The sequence below is a fragment of the Streptomyces sp. NPDC006134 genome, from assembly GCF_040628835.1.
Lineage (GTDB): Bacteria > Actinomycetota > Actinomycetes > Streptomycetales > Streptomycetaceae > Streptomyces.
In genome coordinates, this window is the sequence record NZ_JBEXTV010000010.1 from 77,705 (window position 1) to 104,587 (window position 26,883).

The following is a 26,883-nucleotide window of genomic DNA, read 5'->3' on the forward strand; positions in this document are numbered from 1 at the left end:
ATATCGGTCGCCCGGCCGGGATGCGCTCAGCAGCAGCGGAAGCCCTGCCGCGGGTCCCGCTCCTGCCGCTCGGTGCGCATCCGCTCGAACTCCCGGCGGGTCGGCACCTTCGCCGCGGGGTGGTCGCGGCGCAGGTGCGCGACGTGGCGGTCGTACGCCGACTCGTCGGTCAGCTCCCGCAGGTACCAGCGCACGCCCCTAACCATCCGTCCGAGCACCGACGGCACCACGCGCCTCCTCCTTCTCCTCCTGCGTCGGGAAGAGCCCCGCCGGAGCCACGATCCGCGACTCCACGTACGGGGCCTCCTTGAGGGCCGACAGGGCGGGCCTGCGGACGTGCCGGACGCAGATCCGCAGCGCGTCGGCGATCACCACCACGATCAGCAGCGCGAGCAGCGCGGTGAGGACGCCGTCCACCGTGGAGTTGACGACGACGGTGCGCATGTCGTCCATGGTCTTGGCGGGCGGCAGGATCTCGCCCCGGTCGATGGCGTCCTGGAACACCTCGCGCTGCCGGAAGAAGCCGACCTTCGGGTCGCCCGAGAACACCTTCTGCCAACTCGCGGTCAGCGTCACGGTGGCGTCCCAGGCGAGCGGGACGCCGGTCACCCAGGCCCACTTCAGGCGGCCCGACTTCACCAGCAGGGTCGTGCACACCGCCAGCGCCACCGCCGCCAGCAGCTGGTTGGCGATGCCGAAGACCGGGAAGAGCTGGTTGATGCCGCCGAGGGGTTCGTGGACGCCCACCCACAGGAAGTACCCCCACAGCCCGCACACCAGCGCGCTGGTGAGGACCAGCCCCGGCTTCCAGCTGACGTTCCGGAACCGCCGGTGGACGTTGCCGAGCGTGTCCTGGAGCATGAACCGGCCCACGCGGGTGCCGGCGTCCAGCGCGGTCAGGATGAACAGCGCCTCGAACATGATGGCGAAGTGGTACCAGAACGCCTTCATGCCGCCGCCGGTCACCTGCGAGAAGATCTCCGACACGCCGACCGCGAGGGTGGGCGCCCCGCCGGTGCGGGACAGCAGGCTCGCCTCCTCCACGCTCCTGGCGGCCTGGGCGAGTTCGGCGGGCGTGATCGAGTAGCCCCAGCCGGTCACCACCTGCGAGGCGCTCTCCACGGTGGTGCCGATGACACCGGCCGGGGCGTTCATCGCGAAGTACAGACCCGGGTCGATGATGCTCGCCGCGATCAGCGCCATCACCGCGACCGACGACTCCATCAGCATGGAGCCGTAGCCGATCATGCGGACCTGCGTCTCCTTCTGGATCATCTTCGGCGTCGTGCCGGAGGAGATCAGCGCGTGGAAGCCGGACAGCGCGCCGCAGGCGATGGTGATGAAGACGAACGGGAAGAGGGAGCCTGCGAAGACCGGGCCGTCGCCGCGCGAGGCGAAGTCCGTCACCGCGTCCATCCTCAGCGCAGGCAGGGTGATCACCACACCGAGCGCGAGCAGCACGATCGTGCCGATCTTCATGAAGGTGGAGAGGTAGTCGCGCGGGGCGAGCAGCGTCCACACCGGCAGGATCGAGGCGATGAAGCCGTACGCCACCAGCCAGACGACCAGCGTGGAGGGCGCGAGGGTGAAGGTGTCCGCCCAGGACGACTCGGCCACCCAGCGGCCGGCCACCAGCGCGAGCAGCAGCAGCGCCACGCCGATCACGGAGACCTCGACGACCCGGCCGGGGCGCAGCACACGCAGGTAGAAGCCCATCAGCAGGGCGATCGGGACGGTCATGCCGATGGAGAAGGTGCCCCACGGCGACTGGGCGAGCGCGTTGACGATGACCAGCGCCAGCACCCCGAGCAGGATGATCATGATGACGAAGGCGGCGATCAGCGCCGCCGCCCCGCCCAGCGGGCCGATCTCCTCCCGCGCCATCTGGCCCAGCGACCGCCCGTCGCGGCGGGTGGAGAAGAACAGCACCACCATGTCCTGGACCGCGCCCGCGAAGACGACCCCGGCGATGATCCAGATGGTGCCCGGCAGATACCCCATCTGGGCGGCGAGGACGGGGCCGACCAGCGGCCCGGCGCCCGCGATCGCGGCGAAGTGGTGGCCGAGCAGGACGCGCCGGTCGGTGGGGTGGAAGTCGATGCCGTTGTCGAGCCGCTCGGCCGGGGTGGCCCGCCTCTTGTCGACCCTGAGGACCTTGTGGGCGATGAACCTCGCGTAGAAGCGGTAGGCGATCGCGTACGAGCCGAGGGCGGCGGCGACCATCCAGGCGGCCGAGACCTCCTCGCCCCGCGACAGCGCGAGCACGGTCCAGCCGGTCGCGCCGGCCAGCGCGACCAGGGTCCAGACGACGATGGTTCGGACGTTCGCGGTACGCACCGGGCAGCCCTCCCGTCCATGCGGCGACGGGAGGACGGTAGAGGAGGAACGGCCGTTCCGCCATACCGCCCGCACGGGGCGGGTGTCAGTCCCGGGGCCGCTTGAGGCGGGCGACGAACTTGTACCGGTCGCCCCGGTACACCGACCGCACCCACTCCACCGGCTGCCCGTCCCGGTCCAGCGAGTGCCGGGAGAGCATCAGCATCGGCAGGCCCACGTCGGTGCCGAGCAGGCCCGCCTCGCGCGGGGTGGCCAGCGAGGTCTCGATGGTCTCCTCGGCCTCGGCCAGATGGACGTCGTACACCTCGGCGAGGGCGGTGTAGAGGGAGGTGTACTTCGCCAGGCTGCGGCGCAGCGCCGGGAAGCGCTTGGCGGACAGGTGGGTGGTCTCGATGGCCATCGGCTCGCCGTTGGCCATGCGCAGGCGCTCGATGCGCAGCACCCGCCCGCCGGCGGTGATGTCGAGGAGCGCGGCGAGGCGGTCGTCGGCGGTGACGTAGCCGATGTCCAGCAGCTGCGAGGTGGGCTCCAGGCCCTGGGCGCGCATGTCCTCGGTGTAGGAGGTCAGTTGCAGCGCCTGCGACACCTTCGGCTTGGCGACGAAGGTGCCCTTGCCCTGGATGCGCTCCAGCCGGCCCTCGACGACCAGCTCCTGGAGGGCCTGGCGGACGGTGGTGCGCGAGGTGTCGAACTCCGCGGCCAGGGTGCGCTCGGGCGGCACGGGTGTGCCCGGCGGCAGCGTCCGGGTCATGTCGAGCAGGTGGCGCTTCAAGCGGTAGTACTTGGGCACGCGCGCCGTACGGACACTGGTCCCGTTGTCGTTCTCCGCACTGCTGACGTCGGTGCTCATGCTCTGCCTTCCCGGCTCCGAGTGCCGAAGCGACCGACGTGCTCATCGGCCACGGCTCACATCGTGGCACGGCTTCGCGCGGCGGGGACCCGCCCGCATGCTCCGTGATCTCCTCTGTATACCGCCGCGCCCCCTGTTGGTCTAGTCCACAGCGCCGCCGGCGCCGCGTGGTCCACCGTGTGCCGTGCCGCTCGCGGGACTCCTCGCGCAATGAAAGGTCCCTGCATATCGCGGTCCCATAACGGACCGCTGGAGCGTACTTGAGCACCCTTGACAGCCCTATTGGTCTGGGCCAAGCTCCCCGTACTGGTCTACACCATTGGTCCAGTCCCGGCCCCATGGGCGGTACCGCGTCGTCGAGCAACCGCGGGGAGGCAGGGGGGTTTGTGGCATCCCTGAGGAGGGTGGCGTGAAGCGCAAGCTGACAGCCGCGATCGGTATCGCGGGCATGATCTTCTCCATCGCGGCGTGCGGGGGCGGCGACGGCGGCAGCGAGGCCGAGGGACCCCAGACGCTCAAGGTCTGGATGATGGACGGCTCCACCCCGGACCAGTGGCAGAAGGACCTGGCCGCCGAGTTCGAGGCGAAGACCAAGGCCAAGGTCGAGTTCGAGACCCAGACGTGGAACGGCATCCAGCAGAAGCTGACCACCGCCCTGTCCGAGGAGAACCCCCCGGACGTCTTCGAGATCGGCAACACCCAGACCCCGGCCTATGCCAAGACCGGCGGCCTCGCCGACCTCACCGACCTCAAGAGCGAGATCGGCGCCGACTGGACCGCCTCCCTCAACAAGTCGGCCGTCTACGAGGGCAAGCAGTACGCGGCACCGTGGTTCGTCGTCAACCGCGTCGTCATCTACAACAAGAAGGTCTGGGCGGACGCCGGCATCAAGTCCACCCCCAAGACCCGGGACGAGTTCTACGCCGCCCTGAAGCAGATCGGCGAGAAGACCGACGCCGAGCCGATCTACCTGCCCGGCCAGAACTGGTACCACTTCGTCGGCCTGGTGATCGGGGAGGGCGGCGAACTGGTCAAGAAGGACGGCGACAAGTACGTCTCCAACCTCGCCGACCCGAAGGTCGCCGCCGCCGCGGAGACCTACAAGAAGTTCCAGGCGCTGTCCAAGGCGCCCAAGGACAAGGACGAGGCCACCCCGCAGCAGGGCGAGATCTTCGCCAAGGGCAAGGTCGGCGCGTTCATCGGCATGGGCTGGGAGGCCGCCACCGCCGTCAAGGCCAACCCGGCGATCGAGAAGGAGATCGGCTACTTCACCATCCCCGGTGAGACGGCCGCCAAGCCCGAGGGCTCCTTCCTCGGCGGTTCCAACCTCGCCGTGGCCGCGGGCAGCAAGAAGCAGGACCTCGCCAAGGAGTTCCTGAAGCTCGCCCTGTCGGACAAGTACGAGGGACAGCTGGCCAAGCTCAACGGCGTCATCCCCAACAAGGAGTCGCTCCAGACCAACCTCAAGGGCAACCTCGCCGCCGAGGCCGGCGCCCCGGCCGTCGCGGGGGGTGGCACCACGCCGCTGATCCCGGAGTGGGCCGCCGTCGAGAACGCCCCCAACCCGATCAAGACCTACCTGACCGCCGTGCTGAACGGGAAGTCCCCGGCTGAGGCCGCCAAGCAGGTCGAGGGCGAGTTCAACAAGCGCCTGGCGCAGCAGCAGTAAGGACGCGGCAGCACTGGGAGCAGCCCGCACGCCGGGGCGGGGGCCGTCGGGCACACGGCCCCCGCCCCGGCGCGGCGCAGGTCGAGAAGAGAGATGGCGAGCATGACCGTGCAGACCGAACGGCCGCCCTCCGGCCCGGCGGAAGGTCCGTCGGACGTCCGCAAGCCCGGCGGCGGGGGACCCGGCCGGACCACCCCGCGAGCCGCGTCGCGCGCCGGCGCGCTCGCCCCGTACCTGTTGCTGCTGCCGGCCTGCGCGGCCACCGTGCTGCTGCTGGGCTGGCCGCTGCTGAAGGACGTCCTGCTGTCCTTCCAGAACCTCAACATGGCGCAGCTGATCCAGCACGTCACCGAGTGGAACGGCGTCGAGAACTACAAGGAGATCCTCACCGGCGAGGACTTCTGGCGGGTCACCCTGCGCTCGATCCTGTTCACGGCGGCCAACGTCGCCCTGATCATGATCCTCGGCACCCTGGTCGGCCTGCTCCTCGCCCGCCTCGGCAAGCGGATGCGGGTGACGCTGCTGATCGGCCTGGTGCTGGCCTGGGCGATGCCCGTCGTCGCGGCCACCACCGTCTACCAGTGGCTGTTCGCCCAGCGCTTCGGCGTCGTCAACTGGGTCCTGGACAAGCTCGGCTGGCACTCCATGGCCGACTACAGCTGGACCAGCAGCCAGATGTCGACGTTCTTCGTCGTCACCGTGCTGATCGTCTGGCAGTCCATCCCGTTCGTCGCGATCAACCTCTACGCGGCGACCACCACCATCCCCGGCGAGCTGTACGAGGCCGCCGCCCTGGACGGCGCCGGCGCCTGGCGCAGCTTCACCACCGTGACCATGCCCTTCCTGCGGCCGTTCCTGTACGCGACGACGTTCCTGGAGATCATCTGGGTCTTCAAGGCGTTCGTGCAGGTCTTCACCATCAACGGCGGCGGCCCCGACCGGCTCACCGAGATCCTGCCCGTCTACGCCTACGTCGAGGGCGTCGGCAACCAGCACTACGGCATGGGCGCGGCCATCGCCGTCCTGACCATCCTGATCCTGCTCGGCCTGACCGCCTACTACCTCAGGATCGTGCTCAAGCAAGAGGAGGACGAGGCGTGAAGCGCTCGCTCTTCGGCCGCCTGTGGCCCAACCTCACGGCCGCCGTCCTGTTCGTCGGCTTCGTCTTCCCCGTCTACTGGATGTTCGCCACGGCCCTCAAACCGACCGGCGACATCATCACCGAGGACCCGGTCTGGTTCCCGACCGACGTCACCTTCGAGCACTTCAGGACGGCGACCGGCGTCGACCACTTCTGGACGTACGTCACCAACTCGCTGATCGTCACCGTCCTCGCGGTGGTCTTCTCCCTGATCATCGCGCTGGCCGGCTCCTTCGCCCTGGCCCGGATGCGGTTCCGGGGGCGGCGCGGCTTCATCGTCGGCTTCATGCTGGCCCAGATGGCGCCCTGGGAGGTCATGGTCATCGCGATGTACATGATCGTCCGGGACGCCTCGATGCTGAACAGCCTCGTGCCGCTCACCGTCTTCTACATGATGATGATCCTGCCCTTCACCATCCTGACGCTGCGCGGCTTCGTCGCCGCCGTGCCCAGGGAGCTGGAGGAGGCGGCGATGGTCGACGGCTGCACCCGCGTGACCGCCTTCCGCCGGGTCATCCTGCCGCTGCTCGCGCCCGGCCTGATGTCCACCTCCCTGTTCGGCTTCATCACCGCCTGGAACGAGTACGCCCTCGTCCTGGTCCTCAACAAGGACGCCGAGGCCAAGACGCTGCCGCTGTGGCTGTCCGGCTTCCAGACCGCCTTCGGCGACGACTGGGGCGCCACCATGGCCGCCTCCTCCCTCTTCGCCATCCCCATCCTGATCCTCTTCGTCTTCCTCCAGCGCCGGGCCGTCAACGGCCTGACCGCGGGCGCCGTGAAGGGATAACGCCACCCGATGACGACATTCGCCAGCGGCACCGACACCGTCACACGCGACGCGCTGACGGTCCTCCAGCCCGGCTTCACCGGCACCACCGCCCCCGACTGGCTGCTGCGCCGCCTGGGCGAGGGCCTGGCCACCGTCGGCCTGTTCGGCCGCAACATCGCCTCCCCCGAGCAGCTGGCCGCCCTGACCGCCCAGCTGCGCGCCGAACGCGACGACGTCCTCGTCGCCATCGACGAGGAGGGCGGCGACGTCACCCGCCTGGAGGTGCGCACCGGCTCCTCCTTCCCCGGCAACCACGCCCTGGGCGCGGTGGACGACGTGGAGCTGACCCGGGAGGTGGCCGCGGAACTGGGCCGCCGCCTCGCCGCCTGCGGCGTCAACTTCAACTGGGCCCCCTCCGCCGACGTCAACTCCAACCCGGGCAACCCGGTGATCGGCGTACGGTCCTTCGGCGCCGACCCCGCCCTGGTCGCCCGGCACACCGCCGCCTACGTCACCGGCCTGCAGTCGGCGGGCGTGGCGGCCTGCACCAAGCACTTCCCCGGCCACGGCGACACGGCCGTCGACTCCCACCTCGCCCTGCCCCGCATCGACGCGGACCCCGAGGTGCTGGCCGAGCGCGAACTGGCCCCGTTCCGCGCCGCCATCGCCGCCGGCACGCGGGCGGTGATGAGCGCCCACATCCTCGTCCCCGCCCTGGACCCGGACCACCCGGCGACCCTCTCCCGCCGCATCCTGACCGGCCTGCTGCGCGACGAACTCGGCTACGACGGCCTGATCGTCACCGACGGCATGGAGATGCAGGCCATCTCCGCCACGTACGGCATCGAACGCGGCAGCGTCCTCGCGCTCGCCGCCGGCGCCGACGCCATCTGCGTGGGCGGCGGACTCGCCGACGAGGAGACGGTGCGGCGGCTGCGCGACGCCCTGGTCGCGGCGGTCCGCGCGGGCGACCTCCCCGAGGAACGCCTGGCGGACGCGGCGGAGCGGATCCGCGCCCTGGCCCGCGCCACGGCGGCCACCCCGCAGCCGGCCGCCGGGGCCGCCTCCGGCGACGAGGCGGTGGGCCTGCGCGCCGCCCGCCGCGCCCTGAAGGCCACCGGCGCCGAGGGCTTCACCCCTCTCACCGAAGCGCCCTACGTCGCCGCCCTCACCCCCGTCGCGAACATCGCCGTCGGCGACGAGACCCCCTGGGGCGTCGCCGCCGAACTCGCCCGCCTGCTCCCCGGCACCGAGACCGGCGGCTTCACCGGCGCGGACACCGGCCGGGCCGTGCTGGAGGCGGCCGGCCGGCGCCGCATCGTGGCCGTCGTCCGCGACGAGCACCGCCACCCCTGGATGGCCGCCGCCCTCGACACCCTGCTGGCGGCCCGTCCCGACACCGTCGTGGTCGAGATGGGCGTCCCGGCGGAGCCGACCCCGTGGTGCGGTTCGGGGCTCTCATGCTGCATGCTGGGCAGTTCAGCAGGCCCTGACGGTCCAGAAGGCCCCAAGGTTTCCAAGGTCTCCAAGGTTACGGAGTGGCGCATGACGAGCACCTTCCCCGACATCTCCATCAGCACGGAGCGGTTGGTGCTGCGTCCCCTGGAGGCGGACGACGTCCCCGCCCTGGCCGCGATGATGAACGACGAGCAGGTCGCCGCCTGGACCGACGTCCCCCGGCCCTTCACCGAGGACGGCGCCCGCGCCTGGATCACCGAGCACGCTCCGGCCCGGCGCGCCGCCGGCCACGGACTCGACCTCGCCGTCACCGAGTTCCTCACCCAGCGCCTGGTCGGCGTCATCCAGCTCACCAGGACCAACTGGCACGTCCGCTCCACCGAGCTGTCGTACATCATCGCCCCCTGGGCACGCGGCGAGGGCTACGCCTCGGAGGCCGCGCTCGCCACCGCCCAATGGCTCTTCCGGGACCAGAAGTTCGAACGCATCGAACTGCGCACGGCCGCCGACAACACCGCCTCCCAGCAGGTCGCCCAGAAGATCGGCTGCATCAGCGAGGGCGTCCTGCGCAACGCCTGCATAGCGCACGTCCGCGCCGAGGACGGCACCTGGACCGACGTGCGCACCGACTTCATCGTGTGGAGTCTGCTGCCCGAGGACCTGGAGGGCGCGGGCGAGCACCTGGCCGACACCGGCTTCACCACCTTCACCGACTGGAGCTGACCGGCCTTTCGCCGGCTGGCATCGCCCGGAACCGGCCCCGCGGGCGGCGCCCCCGCCGCGCCCGGCCGCCGCACCGGGTACCCTCACCAAGCCCGCCTGCGGGCGGCTTCCGTAACGATCTGCGCAAAACACCTGGAGACTGACGACGATGGCCGACCGGGTCACGGTGATCGGCTGGGACGGTTCGCCGCTGACCGCCGCGGCACGCGCCGCGCTCGGCGCCGCCACCCTCGTGGCCGGTGCCGCCCACCACCTCGCCCTGCCCGAGGTGCCGCCCGCCGCCGAACGCGTCCGCCTCGGCAGCGTCGCCCTCGCCGCCCGCCGCATCGCCGCCCACCGCGGCACGGCGGTCGTGCTCGCCGACGGCGACCCCGGCTTCTTCGGTGTCGTACGGACCCTGCGCGTCCCCGAGTTCGGCCTGGAGGTCGAGGTCGTCCCGGCCGTCTCCTCCGTCGCCGCCGCCTTCGCCCGGGCCGGCATGCCCTGGGACGACGCCCAAGTGGTCGTCGCCCACCCCCGCACCCTGCGCCGCGCGGTGAACGTGTGCCGGGCCCACACCAAGGTGGCGGTCCTCACCGCACCGGGCGCCGGCCCCGCCGAACTCGGCCTGCTCCTGGAGGGCGTCCACCGCACCTTCGTCATCTGCGAGGAACTGGGCACCGCACGCGAGCGGGTCACCGTCGTCACCTCCGACAAGGCCGCCGACCACACCTGGCGCGACCCCAACGTCGTCATCGTCATCGGCGGCCCCAGCGGTCCCAGCAGTCTTGGCGGGCCCGGCACCGGCGCGGACGGCGGCTGGATCGCCGGACGCGACCCGGCCGCCGGTCCCCGCGGCTGGTCGCTGCCCGCCGAGGCGTACGGCGGCGGCCTCGGCGAGGGCGAGACCGACCTGCTCCGCACGGCCCAACTCGTCCGCCTCGGACCGCGCCTGGGCGACCTCGTGTGGGACATCGGCTGCGGCAGCGGCGCCTTCGCCACCGAGGCAGCCCGCGGCGGCGCCGCCGTCATCGCCGTCGACCGCGACCCGGACGCCTGCGCCCGCACCGAGGCCACCGCCCGCCACTTCGGCGTCCAGCTCCAGACGGTCCGCGGCACCGCCCCGCACGTCCTGGAAGACCTCCCCGAGCCCGACGTCGTCCGCGTCGGCGGCGGGGGAGCGGCCGTGGTCTCCGCGGTCGCCGACCGCCGCCCGCAGCGCATCGTCACGCACGCCGCCACCCGCGACGCCGCCGAACTCGTCGGCCGCGACCTGACCGAGCACGGTTACGTCGTCGAATGCGCCCTGCTGCAGTCCGTCGGCCTCGACACCCGGGCCTGGACGGAGAAGGAACGCAGCGTCGCCTTCCTGCTCAGCGGAGAGCTGCCACGGCGCTGAGCGGCCCGCCGAGGGGCGGTGGCCGAAGGGCGACGGACGGGCCCGCCGGACCGCGCCCCGTGATCCTGTTGTCGTACCGCGCGCGGTAGGCTGGCCGATCGTTGTACCGCACCGGGGCACCCGGCCGTCCGTCGGCCGGCGCCCCGAGAACATGCCTGTTCCGGGCGGGGTGCGGTACGGCACAACCGGAGGGCGCGCGCAACGTGGCGCAGTCCACAGCGGGCTGTCGCGGATCACGCTGTCGTGACGGGAAGACGACCGCGACAATGCCACAGAGTGGCTTTGTCGTCTTTTCCGGCGGGTCGTTCGTGCCGCTCGGCACGCACGCTCGTTCTTCACTGCGGGCGGTCGGTGCGCCGTTCCGGTGAGCCGGCCGTAGAAGGATTGACCGATGGGCGAGGGGTACGCATGACCGACACCGGCCAGATCCCGGGCGAGGGGCTGCCGGAGAACGCAGGCATGGTGGAACAGCCGGGCGTTCCCGCGCCCGACGCGTACACCTACCTCTCCGAGACCACCGCCGAGGACGAGGACCTGTTGCTGCCGGGCGCCCAGGGCGCCTGGGGCCACGAGGTCCCGCCGCCCCCGCCGGAGCCGGTCGTGGAGGCCGTGCACGAGCCGGGCCCGCACGAGATGTCCGGCCGCGACAGCGGCTCGGTCGACCTCGGCGCGGTCCGTCCGCCCGCCCCCGCGCCCGCCGCGCCGCGCCGGCCCCTGCACCTCGGGCCGCCGATCCCCGACACCTCCGCGAGCCCGGTCCGCTCCCTCGCCGACCGCGGCCCCGCCGACGCGCCGGTACGGCAGCCCGCCGCGCAGACCACCGCTCCCGAGCACCAGGACGCCCCCCACGCGGCGGCGCCCTGGGGCGCGCAGGTACCGGTGGGCTCCCCGGCACCGGCTGCCGAAACGGTTGTTCCGGCGCACGCCCCGGCCCCCGGGCCGGGCGGCGCGGCCCAGGCCGTCGTGGCCCGCGTGACGTCGGAGGCGGCCACCGCGACGGCGGAGCAGCCCGCGGAGGCCGACGGGGCCGCGCAGCCCCAGCCGGCGGAAGCCGGCTCCGTGGTGACGGCCGGGCAGCCGGCCGAGGAGACGGGCACGCACGCCACGGCCGCCGACGGCGCCGGGGAAGCGGCGACCGCGGACGCCGGCGGCGACGGGACCGGGCAGGCCGAGGGTGCCGAGGGCGCCGTGGGCCTGCCGTACGACGGTGCCGCTGCCGCGCCGGACGCCCAGGCGGCCGAGCCGGCCGGAGCCACCGAAGCCCCCGAGGCCGTCGAGGATGCCGCTGCCGTCGGTGCCGGTGCCGGTGCCGATGCGCCGGACGCCGCCGCGACCGGGCCGGCCGCGGACGCCGTCGATGGGCAGCCCGCGGACGCCGGTGCGACGGTGCCCGGGCAGCCCGCGGAACCCGAGGCCGCCGAGGCGGTGCAGCCGGCACCGTCCGGTGCCGTCGAGGCGGTGCCGCCCGTGGAGGCCGGGCCGGTCCCGCAGGCCGGGGACGGCGCGTACGAGGCAGAGGTCCCGCAGGCCGGGGACGGCGCCCCCGCCGGCGCCGGCGTCCCGGAGGGCGGTGTGACGGGCGGCCAGGAGGCCGACCGGGCCGCGCACGGCGCGACCGCTGCCGATGCCGGGGAGCCCGTCGCCGTCATGCCGGTTGCGGAGGCCGCGCATCAGCCCGCCGCTGCCGTCGGTGAGGGTCCCCAGTCCGTTCAGGCCGGTGAGGCCGGGTCCGTCGCCGAGGCGGTGCAAGGTCCCGAGGTGGCGCAGGGCCCCGAGGCGGCCGTGCACGAGCCGGTTGCCGCGCCGGGTGCCGGGACCGGTGCCCTGCCGGAGACCGTGACGCCCTCCGAGGCGACCACGCCGGCGGACGCGCAGGCCGCCGAGATGCCCGTGCCCGTGCCCGTGCCCGCTCAGGCCGGCCCGGCGGATGGCGAGGCTCCCGAGGCGGGCCGGCCGCACCAGGAAGCCGGGGCGCCGGACGCCGCCGTACCGGCCCCGGAGGGGGCACCGGCTCACGGGGCCGTCGAGGCGGCCGAGGGCGTCGCTCCCGCCGCCGATGCCGTCCAGGCACCCGAGGACGCTCCGGCCGCCGAGGCTCTGGAAGGGGGCGCTCCCGTCTCCGAGGCCGTGCAGGCTCCTGACGCCGCCTCGGCTCCGGAGTACGTACAGGTTTCCGAAGCCACCCATGCGCCCGAGCCCGCGCAGGCCCCCGAAGCCGTCCAGATGGCTGAGCCCGCGCAGGCCCCCGGTGCCACCGAGGACCAGCCCACCGCCGAGAACCCGGCTCCCGCGCAGGCCCCCCTGGACGCCGTACCCCAGGACGCTCCCGCGTCCGACGTACCCGGTCCCGGCCCCGAGGCCGTCCAGCCCGTGCCGTACGCGGTGGCCCCGTCGGAGCCGGCCGCCGTTGCCGGGTATGAGGACGCCGGCCAGGAAACGGCCCGGCCGTCCGGCACGGACCCGGTGCCGGCCGAGGGCGCGCCGCAGGCCCAGCCCGTTCCGCCCGCCCAGGGCCCGCAGTCCATCCCGGCCGCCCAGCCGGGCCACGTACTCCAGCCCGCCGTGGACGGGCAGGCGCCCCTCGCCGCGGCGCCGGCCGCGACCCCGGCCGCGGTCGCCGCCTCCCCGGCCCCCGCCGACCCGGCGACCGCTCACGCGGAGGCCGTCCACGCGGAGGCCGTCCACGCGGAGGCCGCTCACGCGGAGGCCGCTCACGCGGAGACTGCTCACGTCCCCGCGACGGCCCCGGCGGGCCCGCCGTCCCACCCGGACCGGCCGTTCGGGGAGTTCGTCCCGGTCGAGGGCCAGGCGCCGGCCGCCCCGCACCTCGCGCCCGCCCCGGAGGAGCAGCGGGCGGCGCACCCCGCCGTCACGGTCCCCGCCCCGCGCGAGGCCGACCCCGAACCCGTACAGTCCGTACAGAATGCAGACGACCTGGACACCCGGGCCGCCGACCAGGAAGACCAGGAAGACAGCGCAGTGAGCACGGCCGCAGGGGCGGAAGCACGACAGTCCACCGGCCCGGCCGCGCCCGCCTACGACGACGCCGAACGCGAGGCCGTCCTGAAGGTCATGCGCGAACGCCGCGACATCCGCAACGGCTTCCGCAGCGACCCCATCCCGCACGAGGTCCTCCTGCGCGTCCTGGAGGCGGCCCACACCGCCCCGTCCGTCGGCCACTCGCAGCCCTGGGACTTCGTCGTCATCCGCTCCGCCGACACCCGGCGCGCGATGCACGAACTGGCCATGCGCCAGCGCGAGGCGTACGCCCGGTCGCTGCCGAAGGGCCGGGCCAAGCAGTTCAAGGAACTGAAGATCGAGGCCATCCTCGACACCCCGGTGAACATCGTCGTCACCGCCGACCCGACCCGCGGCGGCCGCCACACCCTGGGCCGCCACACGCAGCCGAAGATGGCGCCGTACTCCGCCGCGCTCGCCGTGGAGAACCTCTGGCTCGCCGCCCGCGCCGAGGGCCTCGGCGTCGGCTGGGTCAGCTTCTTCGACGAGCGTGAGATGGTCCGCGCCCTCGGCCTGCCCGAGCACCTCGAAGTCATCGCCTACCTGTGCGTCGGCTATGTCGACGAATTCCCCGACGAGCCCGAGCTGATGCAGGCGGGCTGGTCCAAGCGCCGCCCGCTGTCCTGGGTCGTGCACGAAGAGACCTACGGCCGCCGCGCCCTGCCCGGGGAGGAGCCCCACGACCTGCTTGCCGAGACCGTCGCACAGATCCGCCCGCTGGACGCCAAGGCCCTCGGCGAGGCATGGGAGCGACAGAAGCGCATGACCAAGCCGGCCGGGGCACTCGGCATGCTGGAGATCATCTCCGCGCAGCTGTGCGGCCTGTCCCGGCAGTGCCCGCCGCCGATCCCGGAGCCCGCCGCCGTCGCGGTCTTCGCCGGCGACCACGGGGTGCACGCCCAGGGCGTCACCCCCTGGCCGCAGGAGGTCACGGGCCAGATGGTGGCCAACTTCCTGGGCGGGGGAGCGGTCTGCAACGCCTTCGCCACCCAGGTCGGCGCCGAGGTGTGCGTGGTCGACGTGGGCGTCGCGGCCGACCTGCCCGCCACGCCCGGTCTGCTGCCCCGCAAGGTCCGCGCGGGCACGGCCGACATGACCACCGGCCCCGCGATGACCCGCGAGGAGGCCAAGCAGGCCATCGAGGTGGGCATCGAGACCGCCCGCGACCTGGTCGCCGCCGGCAACAAGGCCCTCCTCACCGGCGAGATGGGCATCGCGAACACCACCGCGTCCGCCGCCCTGATCTCCGTCTTCACGGGCGCCGACCCGGCCGAGGTCACCGGCCGGGGCACCGGCATCAACGACGAGACGCTGGCCCGCAAGACCGAGGTCGTCCGCCGTGCCATCGAGCTCCACCGGCCCGACCCGGCCGACCCCATCGGCGTCCTCGCCGCGATCGGCGGCCTGGAGCACGCCGCCATGGTCGGCCTGCTCCTCGGCGGTGCCTCCCTGCGTACCCCGGTGATCCTGGACGGCGTCAGCGCCGGCGCCGCCGCGCTGGTCGCCCGCGCGATCGCCCCCGAGGTGCTGGCCGCGTGCATCGCGGGCCACCGCAGCGCCGAGCCCGGCCACGTGGCGGCCCTGAACAAGCTGGGCCTGCGCCCCCTGGTCGACCTCGACCTGCGGCTCGGGGAGGGCACGGGCGCGCTGCTGGCCCTGCCGATGGTCCAGAGCACCGCGCGGGCGATGCACGAGGTGGCGACGTTCGATTCGGCGGGAGTGACGGAGAAGTAGGCGGGGAGGGCGGCCACCGCCGCCCTCCCTCCCCGATCCGCGCAACGGCGCCCACCCACCGGTCACCCGGCCCACCACTCCCACCCGCGCCTTAAAATCGCACGTCAGCACCATCACCGTCAGTACCGCGCACGCCAGTACCGCGCACGCCGGTACCGCCGCACCGCCCCAGGCCACCGCACCGCCGTACAACAGGAGTCGCACCGCCATGGCCGAACACCCCGCCTACCCCGTAGGTCTCCGCCTCACCGGCCGCCGCGTGGTCGTCCTCGGCGGCGGCCAGGTGGCCCAGCGCCGCCTCCCGGCCCTCATCGCGGCGGGCGCGGACATCGTCCTCGTCTCCCCGGAGGCCACCCCCTCCGTCGAGGCGATGGCGGACGCGGGCGAGATCACCTGGCACAGGCGCCGGTACGAGGACGGCGACCTCGCCGACGCCTGGTACGCCCTCATCGCCACCAGCGACCGGCAGGCCAACGAGGCCGCCTCCGCCGAGGCCGAGCGCCACCGCGTGTGGTGCGTCCGCTCCGACGACGCCGACGCGGCCACCGCCTGGACCCCGGCGACGGGCCACAGCGAGGGCGTCACCGTCGCCGTCCTCACCACGGACGCCCGCGGACGCGACCCCCGCCACACCGCCGCCATCCGCGACGCCGTCGTCGAGGGGCTGCGCGACGGCACCCTCGTCGCCCCGCACCACCGCACCCGCACCCCGGGCGTCGCCCTGGTCGGCGGCGGCCCCGGCGACCCGGACCTGATCACCGTCCGCGGGCGCCGCCTCCTCGCCGAGGCCGACGTCGTCATCGCCGACCGCCTCGGCCCCCGCGACCTGCTCGCCGAGCTGCCCCCGCACGTCGAGGTGATCGACGCGGCGAAGATCCCGTACGGCCGTTTCATGGCCCAGGAGGCCATCAACAACGCGCTGATCGAACACGCCAAGCAGGGCAAGTCGGTCGTACGGCTCAAGGGCGGCGACCCCTTCGTCTTCGGCCGGGGCATGGAGGAGGCGCAGGCCCTCGCCGAGGCGGGCATCCCCTGCACGGTCGTCCCCGGCATCTCCAGCTCCGTCTCGGTCCCCGGCGCGGCCGGCATTCCCGTCACCCACCGGGGCGTCGCCCACGAGTTCACCGTGGTCAGCGGACATGTCGCACCCGACGACGAGCGTTCCCTCGTCGACTGGCCGTCCCTGGCGAAGCTGACCGGGACCCTGGTGATCCTCATGGGCGTCGACAAGATCGGCAGGATCGCCGAGACCCTCGTCGCGCACGGCAAGTCCCCCGACACCCCCGTCGCCCTCGTCCAGGAGGGCACGACGGCCGCCCAGCGCCGCGTCGACGCGACCCTCGCCACGGTCGCCGAGACGGTCCGGACGCAGGAGGTCAAGCCGCCGGCGGTCATCGTCGTCGGGGACGTCGTCCACGTGGGCCCGCAGGGACCGGCGTAACGGGCGGAACCGGCCCGGCCCGGCCGGTCCCACGAGGACCAGGACCGGGCCGGCACCGGGACCAGTACCAGTACCAGGACCAGGATCAAGACGAGGACAAGGCAGTACCACCCCGTGGCCGAACCGATCACCGTCGAGGACCCCGACGACCCGCGCCTGCGCGACTACACGGACCTGACCGACGTCGAACTGCGCCGCAGGCGCGAACCCGCCGAGGGCCTGTTCATCGCCGAGGGCGAGAAGGTCATCCGGCGGGCCCGCGACGCGGGCTACGCGATGCGGTCGATGCTGCTGTCGGCCAAGTGGGTCGACACCATGCGGGACGTCATCGACGCGAGCCAGGTCCCGGTGTACGTGGTCGACCCCCGGCTCGCCGAGCGGGTCACCGGCTACCACGTGCACCGCGGCGCGCTCGCCTCCATGCAGCGCAGGCCGCTGCCGGAGACCGCCGAGCTCCTGCGGACGGCCCGTCGTGTCGTCGTGATGGAGGCGGTCAACGACCACACCAACATCGGTGCGATCTTCCGTTCCGCCGCCGCCCTCGGCATGGACGCCGTCCTGCTCTCCCCGGACTGCGCGGACCCCCTGTACCGGCGCAGCGTCAAGGTCTCGATGGGCGCGGTGTTCTCCGTGCCGTACGCCCGTCTCGACCCCTGGCCCCAGGGGCTGGAGACGGTCCGGGAGGCGGGCTTCAGGCTGCTCGCCCTCACCCCCGACGAGAAGGCCACGGCGCTCGACGAGGCCGCTCCCCACCGGATGGACCGCGTCGCCCTCATGCTCGGCGCCGAGGGCGAGGGCCTGTCCCGCCGCGCGCTGGCGGCCGCCGACGAGTGGGTCCGCATCCCGATGTCCCACGGCGTCGACTCGCTGAACGTGGGCGCGGCGGCAGCGGTCGCCTTCTACGCGGTCGCCACGGGGCGGCCCGGGGACGGACAGCCCGAAACCTGAGCGCCGGACCCGCGGACGGCAGGCCGCTCCGGCACCCGGCCCGGACGGCGGCGTTCGGCCTGTCGGCCCGTCAGCCCATCAGCCCGTCCTGCTCGGACACCGGCTCCGCCTGCTCCGCCGGCTCCGGCGTGAGGGCACCGTGCGGCGGTGTACGGCCGTCCGGTACGAGCTTCTGCTGCCGTACGTCCTTCCGCTCGCCGCCGAGCCCGTGCGCCGGTCCCTGGCAGCCCTGGGCCGCCGCGATACCGAGGGCCACCAGCAGCGTGACGATCACGAACACGAACAGCCGCTGGCGCAGCAGCCGCGGATTGGCGGGCCGCAGCCCCGTTCCCGTGCCGCGGGGGGCCGGACGGCCGCTGCCGGAGCGTGTGGCGTTCCGCCCCGTGTTCCGCCCCGTGCTGCGCCCGGTGTTCCGTCCCGTGGTGCTGCGGGAGGCGGGTGTGGGCCTGGGCCGGGTACCAGGCCGTGCGGGCCGCGATCCCGTGCCTCCGCCGCGCGAGGCGTCACCGCTCCGGGAAGCCGCCCCGCCCCGTGGGGGGTTCCCGCCTCGCGAGGGTGTGCCCCGCGACGGCGTACCGCCTCGCGCGGGTGCGGTGCCCCGGGGCGGTGTGGAGCCCCGGGGAACGGGAGTGCCCTGCGCTCCCGGCCGGTTCTGGGGACGCCGTTGCTCCCGCTCCGGATACGTGTCGGCGAGCCGTCCCGTGGGCCGGTCCGTCTCGCCGACGCGCGGCGCGGGCGGCCGTACGTCGGCGAGTCCCTGCGCCTCGCGGGCCGCGATCTCCTTCAGCCGCAGCGACAGCTGGAGCGTGCTGGGCCGCTCCTCGGGGTCCTTCGCCAGACACGCCCGGATGAGGGGGGCGAGGGCGTCCGGGACACCGTTCAGCTGCGGCTCTTCGTGCACCACGCGGTACAGCATCACTTCGGAGCTGCCGTGCCCGAAGGGCGAGTCGCCCATCGACGCGTACGCGAGCGTGGCGCCGAGCGAGAACACGTCCGTGGCCGGGGTGACGGCGGCCCCGCGCACCTGCTCCGGGGCGAGGAACCCGGGGGAGCCGACCGCCGTGCCGACGTGCGTGAGCGTCGAGGCCCCCGTCGCCCAGGCGATGCCGAAGTCGATGATCCGGGGGCCCTTCGGGGACAGCAGGATGTTCGACGGCTTCAGGTCCCGGTGGACGACCCCGGCCTCGTGCACCGCGACCAGCCCCTCGGACAGGGCGGCGCCGACGGCCGCGACGTCCGCCGCGCCGAGCGGGCCCTCGTCGACGACCTTGTCGTGCAGCGAGGGCCCGGGTACGTACTGCGTGGCGAACCACGGCCGGTCCGCCTCCAGGTCGGCCGCGACCAGCCGGGCGGTGCAGCCGCCCCTGATCCGTCGTGCCGCCGAGACCTCACGCGCGAACCGCGAGCGGAACTCCTGGTCCTCCGCCAGGTCCGGCCGGATGACCTTCAGCGCGACCCGCTGCCCCTTCTTGTCGGAGCCCAGGTAGACCACGCCCATCCCGCCCGCGCCGAGCCGTCTGTGAAGCCTGAACGAGCCGACGACGCGCGGGTCCTCGCGCCTCAGGCGCATCATCGCCATGTTCATCCCCGCTGCCCGGTCCCTGTGACGAGCCACAGCTTACGTTTCCACGTCCGCTCGCGCGCAGAGGCCGCGCCCTCTCGGCCCGACGGATTGTCGGTGGCCGGCAGGAGACTTGAGGAAGGGTCAGGGCGGGCGCGCAGGAGATGCCGACGGGCCGGAGGCGTTCCCAATCGGCAGCCGAGGGCGGGGGATTGGCCCCGTGAGGGGGGATCGGGCGGAGGAGAGCAGGGCCGTGGGCGACGCGTGACGCACGGACGAGGCCGCGGTGGGCGGGGCCGGGCGCCGGGCGGTGACGGTGGCGAGGCGGGATGTGGTGGAAGTGACCGAAGTCACCCGTGAGGGGCGTGTGCGCCCTTCGGGCGGGGGCGGGCCTCCGGCGGCACGGCGCGCTCGGAGAAACCGGGGCACAGCGGGCGCCCCTTCCGGGAAGTCCCGGAGGCGGGGGACGGCGTCTCCACCCAGGGGAGTACTCCGCCGGTCATGGCTCATCCTCCGGGAGGCCCGGCAATCGGTACGAGGGCATGACGTCCGGTGCCCGCCCGACACCTAGATTTGAGGTCAAGCGGCGGACGCAGCACTCGTCCCCCGAGGTCGGACGTCCGCCGCTGCCAAGGACAACCGAGCACGGTCAGGAGAGGGGCCATGGCCCATACGGCACCGCGGACGCTGATCCGCGAGGAGGGGCGCAAGGCGTACGCCGCCGCGTTCCGTCCCCGCCGGCAGGGCCGCCGTCACCCGCTGGTGGCGACCGTGATGGCCCTCCCCCTGGCGGTCCTGCTCCTTCTCGTCTTCGACGGGTGGGAGACAGTGGCCACACAGGCGTCGTCCGTGGGTGTGATGCTGGGGCGCTGAGCGGTGACCCCAGGCCCGGAAGAGCGGTCCGGGCGGGGACATCCCATCCATGAAACCCCGTGGGGACGGGGGTGCGGCGGACGGCACAGATGCCGGCGCAGCTGGGGAGCTGCGCCGGCATTGCTCTTGCCGGAGACCCGGTGCCTGCGGTGGCCTGTGGGGTCCGGTGAGGGCTGGGGGTGCCCCCTGCTCGAAGAGCCTGGGGAAGGCACCCCGGCAGTGCCGGGCCGCGCGACCCACCCGACGGTCCCCCGGCACCGGACACCCCCGCACACCGGACAGAGAGCCCCCGTACCCTCACCCCCGTGACCACGCCGCCCCCGCTCCTCCCCGCCCTCGCCGAACAGGCCACCGCCGTCGCCCACACCCGCGCCTCGGCCTCGCCCTGTCCCTGCGGGGCGACCGTCACCCTCGCCGACCGGCCCGACGCCACCGTCGTCCAGCACGCCGGCACCGTCGCCAAGGCTCACGCCCCGGACACCGATCCCGCCGAGCTGGCGGCGCGGCTGGAGGCCGCCGCCCGTCTCCCCGGCATCCTCCTGCCCCCGCTCGGAACCGAGCCGGCCGGTCTGCACGGCCGGCTCGTGACGTTCTGGCCGTACGGCAGGCCCGTCGACCCGGCCGACCCCGGCGCCGCCCCGTGGGAGGACGCGGCCGTCCTCCTCGCCCGTCTCCACCGCAGCCCCGTGCCCGGCCGCCCGCTGCCGCCGATGCGCGGCCCGGTCAAGGCGGCCCGGGCCGTCGCCCGTCTCCGGGCCGCCGCTCCGCACCCCGGTACCGGCCCGGTGCTGCGCGCCTGGGCCGGTCTCCCGGCGTGGACCCGCGGCGAGGCCCCCCTGCCGGAGACCGCCGTTCTCTGTCACGGTGACCTTCATCTGGGGCAGCTCGTCCGCCACCCCGTCCCGGACGGGCCCTGGCTCCTCATCGACGTGGACGATCTCGGTCTCGGAGTCCCGGCGTGGGATCTGGCGCGCCCGGCGGCCTGGTACGCCTGCGGACTGCTCCCGCCCGAGGACTGGACCCGCTTCCTGGCCGCCTACCGGTCCGCGGCCGGCCCGGCCGTCCCGCCGGACGGCGACCCCTGGCCCGCCCTGGACGTCCCGGCCCGGACCCTCACCGTGCAGACCGCCGCCCGGGCCGTCACCAAGGCGGTGGCCCAGGAGCGGCCCCTGGACGAGGTGGAGCAGGCGCTGGTCGACGCCTGCGCGCGGATGGCCTCCCTCCCCCCGGAGCCGAGCCCGGGCGGCGCGAAGTAAGGTGCAACCGACCGCAGCCGGGCAGAGTCTGTCCTGGCAGTACGTGAAGCGGGACCTACCGGCGAGGAGTTGAGCCGACCATGCAGTGTCCGAAGTGCCATGGACCGATGCACACCTACAACCGCAACGGCATCCAGATAGAGCAGTGCAGCAGTTGCCGCGGGATCTTCCTGGACTACGGGGAGCTGGAGGCGCTGACCCGCCTGGAAGCCCAGTGGGCCCAGCCCGCGCCGCCGCCCGCCCCGCACGCCTATCCGGCCCCTCCGGTCCCGCCGCCGGCTCCCGCCTGGGGCGCCCCGCACGGCGGCGGCCACGGACACCACCGCCACAGGAGCTTCGGGCACATGCTCTTCTCGTCCTGAGGGAGCGGATACGGGGAAACCCCCGGTCGTCGGAGACGACCGGGGGTTTCGGTGTGTGGACGATACTGGGATTGAACCAGTGACCTCTTCCGTGTCAGGGAAGCGCTCTCCCGCTGAGCTAATCGTCCTCGGGACCATGATCGAGCGATCCGATCATGAGCACTGCGTGCGCGATACTGGGATTGAACCAGTGACCTCTTCCGTGTCAGGGAAGCGCTCTCCCGCTGAGCTAATCGCGCGGGGGATCCGAAGATCCAGTGGACGATACTGGGATTGAACCAGTGACCTCTTCCGTGTCAGGGAAGCGCTCTCCCGCTGAGCTAATCGTCCTTGGAGGTGGAGACGGGATTTGAACCCGTGTAGACGGCTTTGCAGGCCGTTGCCTCGCCTCTCGGCCACTCCACCAGGAGTGTAGGGGACCCGGGAGGACCCCTCTTCCTTCGAGCGGACGACGAGGCTCGAACTCGCGACCTCAACCTTGGCAAGGTTGCGCTCTACCAACTGAGCTACGTCCGCTTGTCGTTTCGGTCCGCTTCCGCGTCCCGGCGACGTGTTGAACTTTAGCGGATTCCCCGGCCAGGACAAAAACGCGTTTGCGCAGCGTGCTGCGCTGCCGCTGCTCACGGGGGTGGCCGAGGTGCCCGGAAGGGCGCGTCCGGGCCGCCCGCGGGCCACCGGTCATAGACTCGGCAGCGTGCTCGACCTCCCCCCTCTCGCCCGCTTCGGTGACCGTGTCGCCACCGGTCTCGTCGACGTCACGAGTGATCCCGCCGCCCTCGACTCCCGTGGCTTCTGGGCCGTGTGCGCGGACTTCGAGGGCCGTCTGACCTGCGCGCGCTTCGGTGACGTACGGCGGGAGCCGGTGCCCGCGCCCGTGCCGGGCCGGTGGCGGGGGCCTGCCGTCGGCGACTGGACGTCCTCGCTCGACCGCGCCGCGTACACCGCGGCCGTCCGGCGGATCCGCGAGCACATCGCGACCGGCGAGGTCTACCAGGCCAACCTCTGCCGGGTGCTGTCCGCGCCCGTCGGGCCCGGCGCCGACGTGGACGCCCTGACGGCCCTGCTGGCACGGGGCAACCCGGCGCCGTATGCAGGAACGATTCGGCTGCCGGGGCACGGGGTCGAGATATCCACTGCGTCCCCCGAGCTCTTCCTGCGGCGGGACGGGCGGGTCGTGGAGTCCGGCCCGATCAAGGGCACCGGCCGTACCGAGGCGGACCTGCTGGAGAAGGACTACGCCGAGAACGTGATGATCGTGGACCTGGTCCGCAACGACCTCGGGCGGGTCTGCGCCACCGGCAGTGTGACCGTGCCCGAGCTGTGCGTCGTCGAGAAGCACCCCGGGCTCGTCCACCTCGTCTCGACGGTGCGCGGCGAGCTGCGGGCCGGTGCCGGCTGGGCGGAGCTGCTCGGCGCCGCCTTCCCGCCCGGCTCCGTGACCGGGGCGCCCAAGGCGAGCGCCCTGGGGATCATCGAGGCGCTGGAGACCGTGCCCCGGGGCCCGTACTGCGGTGGCATCGGCTGGGTCGACGCCGACCGGGGGACCGGCGAGCTCGCCGTCGGCATCCGCACCTTCTGGATCGACCGGGCCGGCGACGGTGCGTGTCTGCTGCGCTTCGGCACCGGCGCCGGCATCACCTGGGGATCCGACCCCGAGGGGGAGTGGCGGGAGACCGAGCTGAAGGCGTCCCGGCTGCTCACGGTAGCGTCGGGGGCGTACGAGGTGAGTGAAGGGACCCTGAGGTGAAGATCTGGCTCGACGGCGGGCTGCAGGACATCGAGTCCGCCCGCGTCTCCGTCTTCGACCACGGCCTGACCGTGGGCGACGGCATCTTCGAGACGGTGAAGGCGGTGGGCGGCCGTCCGTTCGCACTCACCCGGCACCTCGACCGGCTGACCCGGTCGGCGCGGGGCCTCGGGCTGCCCGACCCGGACCTCGACGAGGTCCGCCGCGCCTGCGCCGCCGTCCTGGAGGCCAACCCGATGCCGCTCGGCCGGCTGCGCATCACCTACACCGGCGGCCACGGCCCGCTCGGCTCCGACCGCGGCGACCGCGGCCCGACCCTCGTGGTCGCCCTCGGCGAGACCGCCCGCCGCCCCGACTCCACCGCCGTGATCACCGTCCCCTGGACCCGCAACGAGCGCGGCGCGCTGACGGGCCTGAAGACGACGTCGTACGCCGAGAACGTCGTCGCCCTCGCCCGCGCCCGTGAACGCGGCGCGTCCGAGGCCCTCTTCGGCAACACGGTGGGGCAGCTGTGCGAGGGGACGGGGTCGAACGTCTTCGTCGTCCTCGACGGCGAGATCCACACCCCGCCGCTCGCCTCCGGCTGCCTGGCGGGGATCACCCGCGAGCTGACCGTCGAGTGGACCGGCGCGCGGGAGACGGACCTGCCGCTGGACGTCCTGGAGCGGGCCGACGAGGTGTTCCTCACCTCCACGCTGCGGGACGTCCAGGCCGTGCACCGGGTCGACGGCCGCGAACTGCCCGGCGCTCCCGGGCCGGTGACCGCCAAGGCCATGCGGGTCTTCGAGGAGCGGTCCGGGGACGACCTCGACCCCTGACGGCCGCGAATATGAGCTGCTTCCGGGTGCCGGGCCGGGTAGAACACTCCCGATGACCACGACCCTGCGGCCGGTGGAGCCGCTTCAGCGCGCGGCCGACGGGACGCGTTCACGCCACTACCAGGTGTGCGTGAACAGCCGTCCCGTCGGCGCGATACACCTGGGTACCTCTCCCGCCTTCGGCGACTCGGTGGCCCGGATCCTGGACCTGCGCATCGACGAACCCGACCGCAGGCGCGGCCGGGCCACGGTGGCCGTGCTCGCCGCCGAGGAGGTGGCGCGCGGCTGGGGCTGCCGCCAGATCGAGGCGACCGTCCCGGCCGCCGCCGGGGCGGCGCTGCACCTGGCGCAGGAGCTCGGCTACGTCCTGCGCAACCGAGCCATGGCCAAACGGCTCGGTGGCACGCCGCCGGAGCTGCCCGCGGGCAACCGGGTGCGGCCCATGACATGGGCCGAGTTCGAGGTGTGGCACGCGGAGGACGCGGAGCGCTTCGTGCGGGCCTGGACCGAGCGGGGCGTCCCCGAGGCCGCCGCGTCCGCCAAGGCGCGGCGCGACCACGAGATGCTCCTGCCGCAGGGACCGGACACCGAGGACATGCTGTTCAGCGTCCTGGAACACGAGGGGGCGCGGGTCGGCGTCCTGTGGCTGGCGCTGCGCGAGGACAGCGCCTGGGTCTTCGGCGTCGAGACCGACCCGGCCCATCGCGGCCGGGGGCACGGCCGCACGCTGATGCGGCTGGCGGAAGCGCAGGCGATCACCGCGGGCCGGCGCGCTCTCGGCCTCAACGTCTTCGCGGGGAACACCCCGGCCGAGCGGCTGTACGAGTCGCTCGGTTACGAGACCACGCAGTACATCTACTGCAAGACGTTGCTGTAGCGGTCCCGGGGCGGGCCCCGTGAGGAGGCGAGGGGCCGGGCTCGGAGCGGGGCACGTGGGCGGGGAGCGGTCCGGGCCGCGGACGGACGTCCTGTGTGTGGGGGAATGCGTGGGGAGGGAGGGGAGCGGCTCGGTTCCCGAGGTGCTTCGTCCTCACGGGCGATGCGGCCCGCGGACAGGGCCCTCCCCGGTGGAGAGCGGCCGGGGCCGCCGCCGCGGGCGGTTCCCCGCGCTCGGCGCGGTACCGCACCCGCGGACGGGAGCCCCGGGGCTCAGCTCCCCTGCGCAGCCAGCAGCCGGTCCGCGATCTCCTCGATGCGCGCGCGCAGGCCCTCCTGGCTCTTGCCGCCGTCGAGGCGCTCGCCGCCGATCACGTACGTCGGGGTCCCGGTCACGCCCATCGCCTTGCCCTCGGCCTGGTCGGCGTCGACGATCAGGATGTGCCGGCCGTCGATCAGCGCCGTGTCGAACTCCTCGGCGTCCAGGCCGAGTTCCAGGGCCACCTCGATCAGGAGAGGTTCCCCCTTGCGGTCCAGCTCCTCGACCCGGGCCAGCACGGCCTCCACGTACGGCCAGCCCTGCCCCTGCGCGGCCGCCTCCTCGGCGGCCTGCGCGGCGGCGAAGGCGTGCTTGTGCTTCTCCAGCGGGAAGTGCCGCAGCCGCAGCTCCAGGCGGTCGCCGTAGCGGGCACGCAGGGCGCGGACGTCGTCCAGCGCGGTACGGCAGTCCGGGCACTGGAGCTCGCACCAGACGTCGAGGACGGGCGCGGCGGGACGGTCGGGGGAGGTGTCGCTCATGGACCCAGTCTCCCAGCCCCCGCACCGGCGGCCCAACCGGACCTCGCCCGTCGCGGCCGTGCCGGCCGGGGACGTACGGCCACCACCGGCACCTGCGGAGGAGGTGACCCGGAGAAGTCCCTGATGTCCGCTCGGGGCGTGGCCCGGCGGGGCGCGGGCGGTGCAGGATGGAGGGACGAAGGGCCTGCCCGACCGCCCTGCCCGACCGCTCTGCCTGGAGGACCGGATGATTGCCGAGACCGTCTGTTCCGCCGTGTCCGCGGCCGGCCTGGGCATCGCGGCCATCACCGCGTACCGCAGGCGTTTCCTGACGGCCGCCCGCATCGCCGCCTACGCGCTGGTCCCCGTCGGCCTGGTGATGACCGGCATCGTCGACTGGCTCGCCGACACCGCGTTCAGCCCGATGGCCTGGGCCGGCTTCGGGGTGCTCGGCGCCTCCTGGCTGCTGTTCGCGACCACGCGGACGGTGGAGCGCCGCCGCGGCGGCACCCGCAAGGAGCGCAAGGCGGCCCGCGCCGCCGCCCGCCGGGAGGCGGTGGCGCCCACGGCCTCGGCGCCCTCCCTGGGGGCGAGCTCCCGTCCGGCGGCCGGGTCCGCGTCCCGGTCCGAGGACGACTTCAGCGACATCGAGGCCATCCTGAAGAAGCACGGCATATGAACGGCATGTGAGGGGCGGCGCGAGAGGTCCGCGGGCCTCTCGCGCCCGCGCGGAGGGCAGGGCGCGCGGCGCCCGCGGGCCGTGCGGAGCGAAGCGACACAGTGAGGCATCAGGTCGTCCTGAACCGATCACAACCTGAACCGAAGATCACGGGATCCGGCGGACTCCCGTTCTTTCCCCGCGTGTTGATCGCGCCGGGTGCGTGGGCTGCGTCATCATCGCCCGCGAGATGCTGGACACGCCCCAGAGGGACGCCGCGCCACCACAGGACGAACCGCGCGGCTGTCTCTTCGCTCTTTCCCAGCCACCGCTGATGATCTTCCTTGCGGTGATCGGCTGTCTGTTGCTCATGGCCGCGTTGCACGATCTGCTGCTGCTCTGAGCCGTACCCGCGCTCCCCGGCGCCACCCGCCGGGGGCCGCGTCGCCACCGGACGTGTCCCGGCCGAACCCGGCACGCCCCGGCCGG

General features: G+C 73.7%; 21 protein-coding genes, 5 tRNA genes and 1 pseudogene. 17 read left to right on the plus strand and 10 right to left on the minus strand.

From position 1 onward, the window contains the following. Positions 1-26 precede the first annotated feature (26 nt). From ABZ340_RS09070 to ABZ340_RS09080, 3 genes are all read right to left on the minus strand, one after another. Positions 27-206, minus strand: a complete 180-nt coding sequence (locus tag ABZ340_RS09070; RefSeq protein WP_358781165.1) for a YbdD/YjiX family protein — start codon at positions 204-206, stop codon at positions 27-29. Continuing rightward, the gene (locus tag ABZ340_RS09075) at positions 199-2,337 is read right to left on the minus strand and encodes a carbon starvation CstA family protein (protein WP_358781095.1); all 2,139 of its coding nucleotides are present in this window, start codon (positions 2,335-2,337) and stop codon (positions 199-201) included. The genes ABZ340_RS09070 and ABZ340_RS09075 overlap by 8 nt, the downstream gene beginning before the upstream one ends. 85 nt (positions 2,338-2,422) lie before the next feature. Then, positions 2,423-3,187, minus strand: coding sequence for a GntR family transcriptional regulator (locus ABZ340_RS09080; RefSeq protein ID WP_358781096.1), 765 nt, complete (start codon positions 3,185-3,187; stop codon positions 2,423-2,425). A 409-nt stretch (positions 3,188-3,596) separates the two neighbouring features. Between ABZ340_RS09080 and ABZ340_RS09085 the strand changes: the two genes are divergently transcribed. The 9 genes and pseudogenes from ABZ340_RS09085 to ABZ340_RS09125 all read left to right on the plus strand — a co-directional run bounded on the left by ABZ340_RS09085 (position 3,597) and on the right by ABZ340_RS09125 (position 17,466). Next, the gene (locus ABZ340_RS09085) at positions 3,597-4,856 is read left to right on the plus strand and encodes an extracellular solute-binding protein (protein ID WP_358781097.1); all 1,260 of its coding nucleotides are present in this window, start codon (positions 3,597-3,599) and stop codon (positions 4,854-4,856) included. Positions 4,857-4,958: 102 nt separating this feature from the next. Next, a complete protein-coding gene (locus tag ABZ340_RS09090; RefSeq protein ID WP_358781098.1) occupies positions 4,959-5,957 on the plus strand; it encodes a sugar ABC transporter permease in 999 nt (332 codons plus the stop codon). Beyond that, a complete protein-coding gene (locus ABZ340_RS09095; protein ID WP_358781099.1) occupies positions 5,954-6,784 on the plus strand; it encodes a carbohydrate ABC transporter permease in 831 nt (276 codons plus the stop codon). Before ABZ340_RS09090 ends, ABZ340_RS09095 begins: the two co-directional genes overlap by 4 nt. Positions 6,785-6,793: 9 nt before the next feature. Beyond that, positions 6,794-8,191 (plus strand): annotated as a pseudogene (locus ABZ340_RS09100) (glycoside hydrolase family 3 protein); the annotation flags it as partial. Between the two features lie 120 nt (positions 8,192-8,311). Further along, on the plus strand, positions 8,312-8,947 hold the full coding sequence (locus tag ABZ340_RS09105; protein WP_358781166.1) for a GNAT family N-acetyltransferase: 636 nt from the start codon (positions 8,312-8,314) through the stop codon (positions 8,945-8,947). A 148-nt stretch (positions 8,948-9,095) separates the two neighbouring features. Next, positions 9,096-10,325 (plus strand): precorrin-6y C5,15-methyltransferase (decarboxylating) subunit CbiE, encoded by a 1,230-nt coding sequence (gene cbiE / locus ABZ340_RS09110; protein ID WP_358781100.1) that lies wholly within the window; start codon positions 9,096-9,098, stop codon positions 10,323-10,325. 408 nt (positions 10,326-10,733) lie between these two features. Next, the gene (cobT, locus tag ABZ340_RS09115) at positions 10,734-15,077 is read left to right on the plus strand and encodes a nicotinate-nucleotide--dimethylbenzimidazole phosphoribosyltransferase (protein ID WP_358781101.1); all 4,344 of its coding nucleotides are present in this window, start codon (positions 10,734-10,736) and stop codon (positions 15,075-15,077) included. 208 nt (positions 15,078-15,285) lie between these two features. Then, positions 15,286-16,518, plus strand: a complete 1,233-nt coding sequence (cobA, locus tag ABZ340_RS09120; RefSeq protein ID WP_358781102.1) for a uroporphyrinogen-III C-methyltransferase — start codon at positions 15,286-15,288, stop codon at positions 16,516-16,518. Positions 16,519-16,632: 114 nt separating this feature from the next. Then, complete coding sequence (locus ABZ340_RS09125; RefSeq protein WP_358781103.1) at positions 16,633-17,466, plus strand: RNA methyltransferase; 834 nt, start codon at positions 16,633-16,635, stop codon at positions 17,464-17,466. Positions 17,467-17,536: 70 nt separating this feature from the next. Here the strand turns inward: ABZ340_RS09125 and ABZ340_RS09130 are convergent, their stop codons facing one another. Then, complete coding sequence (locus ABZ340_RS09130; RefSeq protein ID WP_358781104.1) at positions 17,537-19,051, minus strand: protein kinase; 1,515 nt, start codon at positions 19,049-19,051, stop codon at positions 17,537-17,539. 639 nt (positions 19,052-19,690) lie between these two features. Here ABZ340_RS09130 and ABZ340_RS09135 point away from each other — a divergent pair. The 3 genes from ABZ340_RS09135 to ABZ340_RS09145 all read left to right on the plus strand — a co-directional run bounded on the left by ABZ340_RS09135 (position 19,691) and on the right by ABZ340_RS09145 (position 21,518). Further along, entirely contained in the window at positions 19,691-19,900 is a 210-nt protein-coding gene (locus ABZ340_RS09135; protein ID WP_358781105.1) for a hypothetical protein, read from the plus strand. A gap of 305 nt (positions 19,901-20,205) precedes the next feature. Then, positions 20,206-21,156, plus strand: coding sequence for an aminoglycoside phosphotransferase family protein (locus ABZ340_RS09140; protein WP_358781106.1), 951 nt, complete (start codon positions 20,206-20,208; stop codon positions 21,154-21,156). Positions 21,157-21,236: 80 nt separating this feature from the next. Next, on the plus strand, positions 21,237-21,518 hold the full coding sequence (locus ABZ340_RS09145; protein WP_358781107.1) for a zf-TFIIB domain-containing protein: 282 nt from the start codon (positions 21,237-21,239) through the stop codon (positions 21,516-21,518). Between the two features lie 56 nt (positions 21,519-21,574). Here the strand turns inward: ABZ340_RS09145 and ABZ340_RS09150 are convergent. From ABZ340_RS09150 to ABZ340_RS09170, 5 genes are all read right to left on the minus strand, one after another. Continuing rightward, a tRNA-Val gene (locus ABZ340_RS09150) sits at positions 21,575-21,646 on the minus strand. Positions 21,647-21,685: 39 nt separating this feature from the next. Then, positions 21,686-21,757: transfer RNA gene (locus ABZ340_RS09155), tRNA-Val, on the minus strand. A 19-nt stretch (positions 21,758-21,776) separates the two neighbouring features. Beyond that, positions 21,777-21,848: transfer RNA gene (locus ABZ340_RS09160), tRNA-Val, on the minus strand. Between the two features lies 1 nt (position 21,849). Next, a tRNA-Cys gene (locus ABZ340_RS09165) sits at positions 21,850-21,923 on the minus strand. Between the two features lie 38 nt (positions 21,924-21,961). Beyond that, positions 21,962-22,034 (minus strand) — tRNA-Gly (locus tag ABZ340_RS09170). Between the two features lie 178 nt (positions 22,035-22,212). On the opposite strand from ABZ340_RS09170, the gene ABZ340_RS09175 reads away from it, so the two are divergent. The 3 genes from ABZ340_RS09175 to ABZ340_RS09185 are packed head-to-tail and all read left to right on the plus strand — an operon-like array spanning position 22,213 to position 24,960. Beyond that, positions 22,213-23,265, plus strand: a complete 1,053-nt coding sequence (locus ABZ340_RS09175; RefSeq protein WP_358781108.1) for a chorismate-binding protein — start codon at positions 22,213-22,215, stop codon at positions 23,263-23,265. Further along, entirely contained in the window at positions 23,262-24,083 is an 822-nt protein-coding gene (locus ABZ340_RS09180; protein ID WP_358781109.1) for an aminodeoxychorismate lyase, read from the plus strand. Before ABZ340_RS09175 ends, ABZ340_RS09180 begins: the two co-directional genes overlap by 4 nt. 52 nt (positions 24,084-24,135) lie before the next feature. Continuing rightward, positions 24,136-24,960 carry a GNAT family N-acetyltransferase gene (locus ABZ340_RS09185; RefSeq protein WP_358781110.1) on the plus strand — a complete coding sequence of 275 codons (825 nt, stop codon included), beginning with the start codon at positions 24,136-24,138 and terminating at the stop codon, positions 24,958-24,960. A gap of 272 nt (positions 24,961-25,232) precedes the next feature. Here the strand turns inward: ABZ340_RS09185 and ABZ340_RS09190 are convergent, their stop codons facing one another. Beyond that, on the minus strand, positions 25,233-25,757 hold the full coding sequence (locus tag ABZ340_RS09190) for a DsbA family protein (protein WP_358781111.1): 525 nt from the start codon (positions 25,755-25,757) through the stop codon (positions 25,233-25,235). 226 nt (positions 25,758-25,983) lie between these two features. Here ABZ340_RS09190 and ABZ340_RS09195 point away from each other — a divergent pair, with 226 nt between their 5' ends. Both ABZ340_RS09195 and ABZ340_RS09200 read left to right on the plus strand, forming a co-directional pair. Then, the gene (locus tag ABZ340_RS09195; protein WP_358781112.1) at positions 25,984-26,415 is read left to right on the plus strand and encodes a hypothetical protein; all 432 of its coding nucleotides are present in this window, start codon (positions 25,984-25,986) and stop codon (positions 26,413-26,415) included. 229 nt (positions 26,416-26,644) lie between these two features. Then, entirely contained in the window at positions 26,645-26,797 is a 153-nt protein-coding gene (locus ABZ340_RS09200) for a hypothetical protein (protein WP_358781113.1), read from the plus strand. The last annotated feature ends 86 nt before the right edge of the window (positions 26,798-26,883 follow it).

Excerpts from the sequence above, each read along its gene's own strand:
- ABZ340_RS09070 (WP_358781165.1), bottom strand. The coding sequence starts at position 206 with ATGGTTAGGGGCGTGCGCTGGTACCTGCGGGAGCTGACCGACGAGTCG.
- ABZ340_RS09080 (WP_358781096.1), bottom strand. The coding sequence starts at position 3,187 with ATGAGCACCGACGTCAGCAGTGCGGAGAACGACAACGGGACCAGTGTC.
- ABZ340_RS09090 (WP_358781098.1), top strand. The coding sequence starts at position 4,959 with ATGACCGTGCAGACCGAACGGCCGCCCTCCGGCCCGGCGGAAGGTCCG.
- ABZ340_RS09105 (WP_358781166.1), top strand. The coding sequence starts at position 8,312 with ATGACGAGCACCTTCCCCGACATCTCCATCAGCACGGAGCGGTTGGTG.
- cbiE (WP_358781100.1), top strand. The coding sequence starts at position 9,096 with ATGGCCGACCGGGTCACGGTGATCGGCTGGGACGGTTCGCCGCTGACC.
- cobT (WP_358781101.1), top strand. The coding sequence starts at position 10,734 with ATGACCGACACCGGCCAGATCCCGGGCGAGGGGCTGCCGGAGAACGCA.
- cobA (WP_358781102.1), top strand. The coding sequence starts at position 15,286 with ATGGCCGAACACCCCGCCTACCCCGTAGGTCTCCGCCTCACCGGCCGC.
- ABZ340_RS09130 (WP_358781104.1), bottom strand. The coding sequence starts at position 19,051 with ATGAACATGGCGATGATGCGCCTGAGGCGCGAGGACCCGCGCGTCGTC.
- ABZ340_RS09135 (WP_358781105.1), top strand. The coding sequence starts at position 19,691 with ATGGCCCATACGGCACCGCGGACGCTGATCCGCGAGGAGGGGCGCAAG.
- ABZ340_RS09145 (WP_358781107.1), top strand. The coding sequence starts at position 21,237 with ATGCAGTGTCCGAAGTGCCATGGACCGATGCACACCTACAACCGCAAC.
- ABZ340_RS09185 (WP_358781110.1), top strand. The coding sequence starts at position 24,136 with ATGACCACGACCCTGCGGCCGGTGGAGCCGCTTCAGCGCGCGGCCGAC.
- ABZ340_RS09190 (WP_358781111.1), bottom strand. The coding sequence starts at position 25,757 with ATGAGCGACACCTCCCCCGACCGTCCCGCCGCGCCCGTCCTCGACGTC.
- ABZ340_RS09195 (WP_358781112.1), top strand. The coding sequence starts at position 25,984 with ATGATTGCCGAGACCGTCTGTTCCGCCGTGTCCGCGGCCGGCCTGGGC.
- ABZ340_RS09200 (WP_358781113.1), top strand. The coding sequence starts at position 26,645 with ATGCTGGACACGCCCCAGAGGGACGCCGCGCCACCACAGGACGAACCG.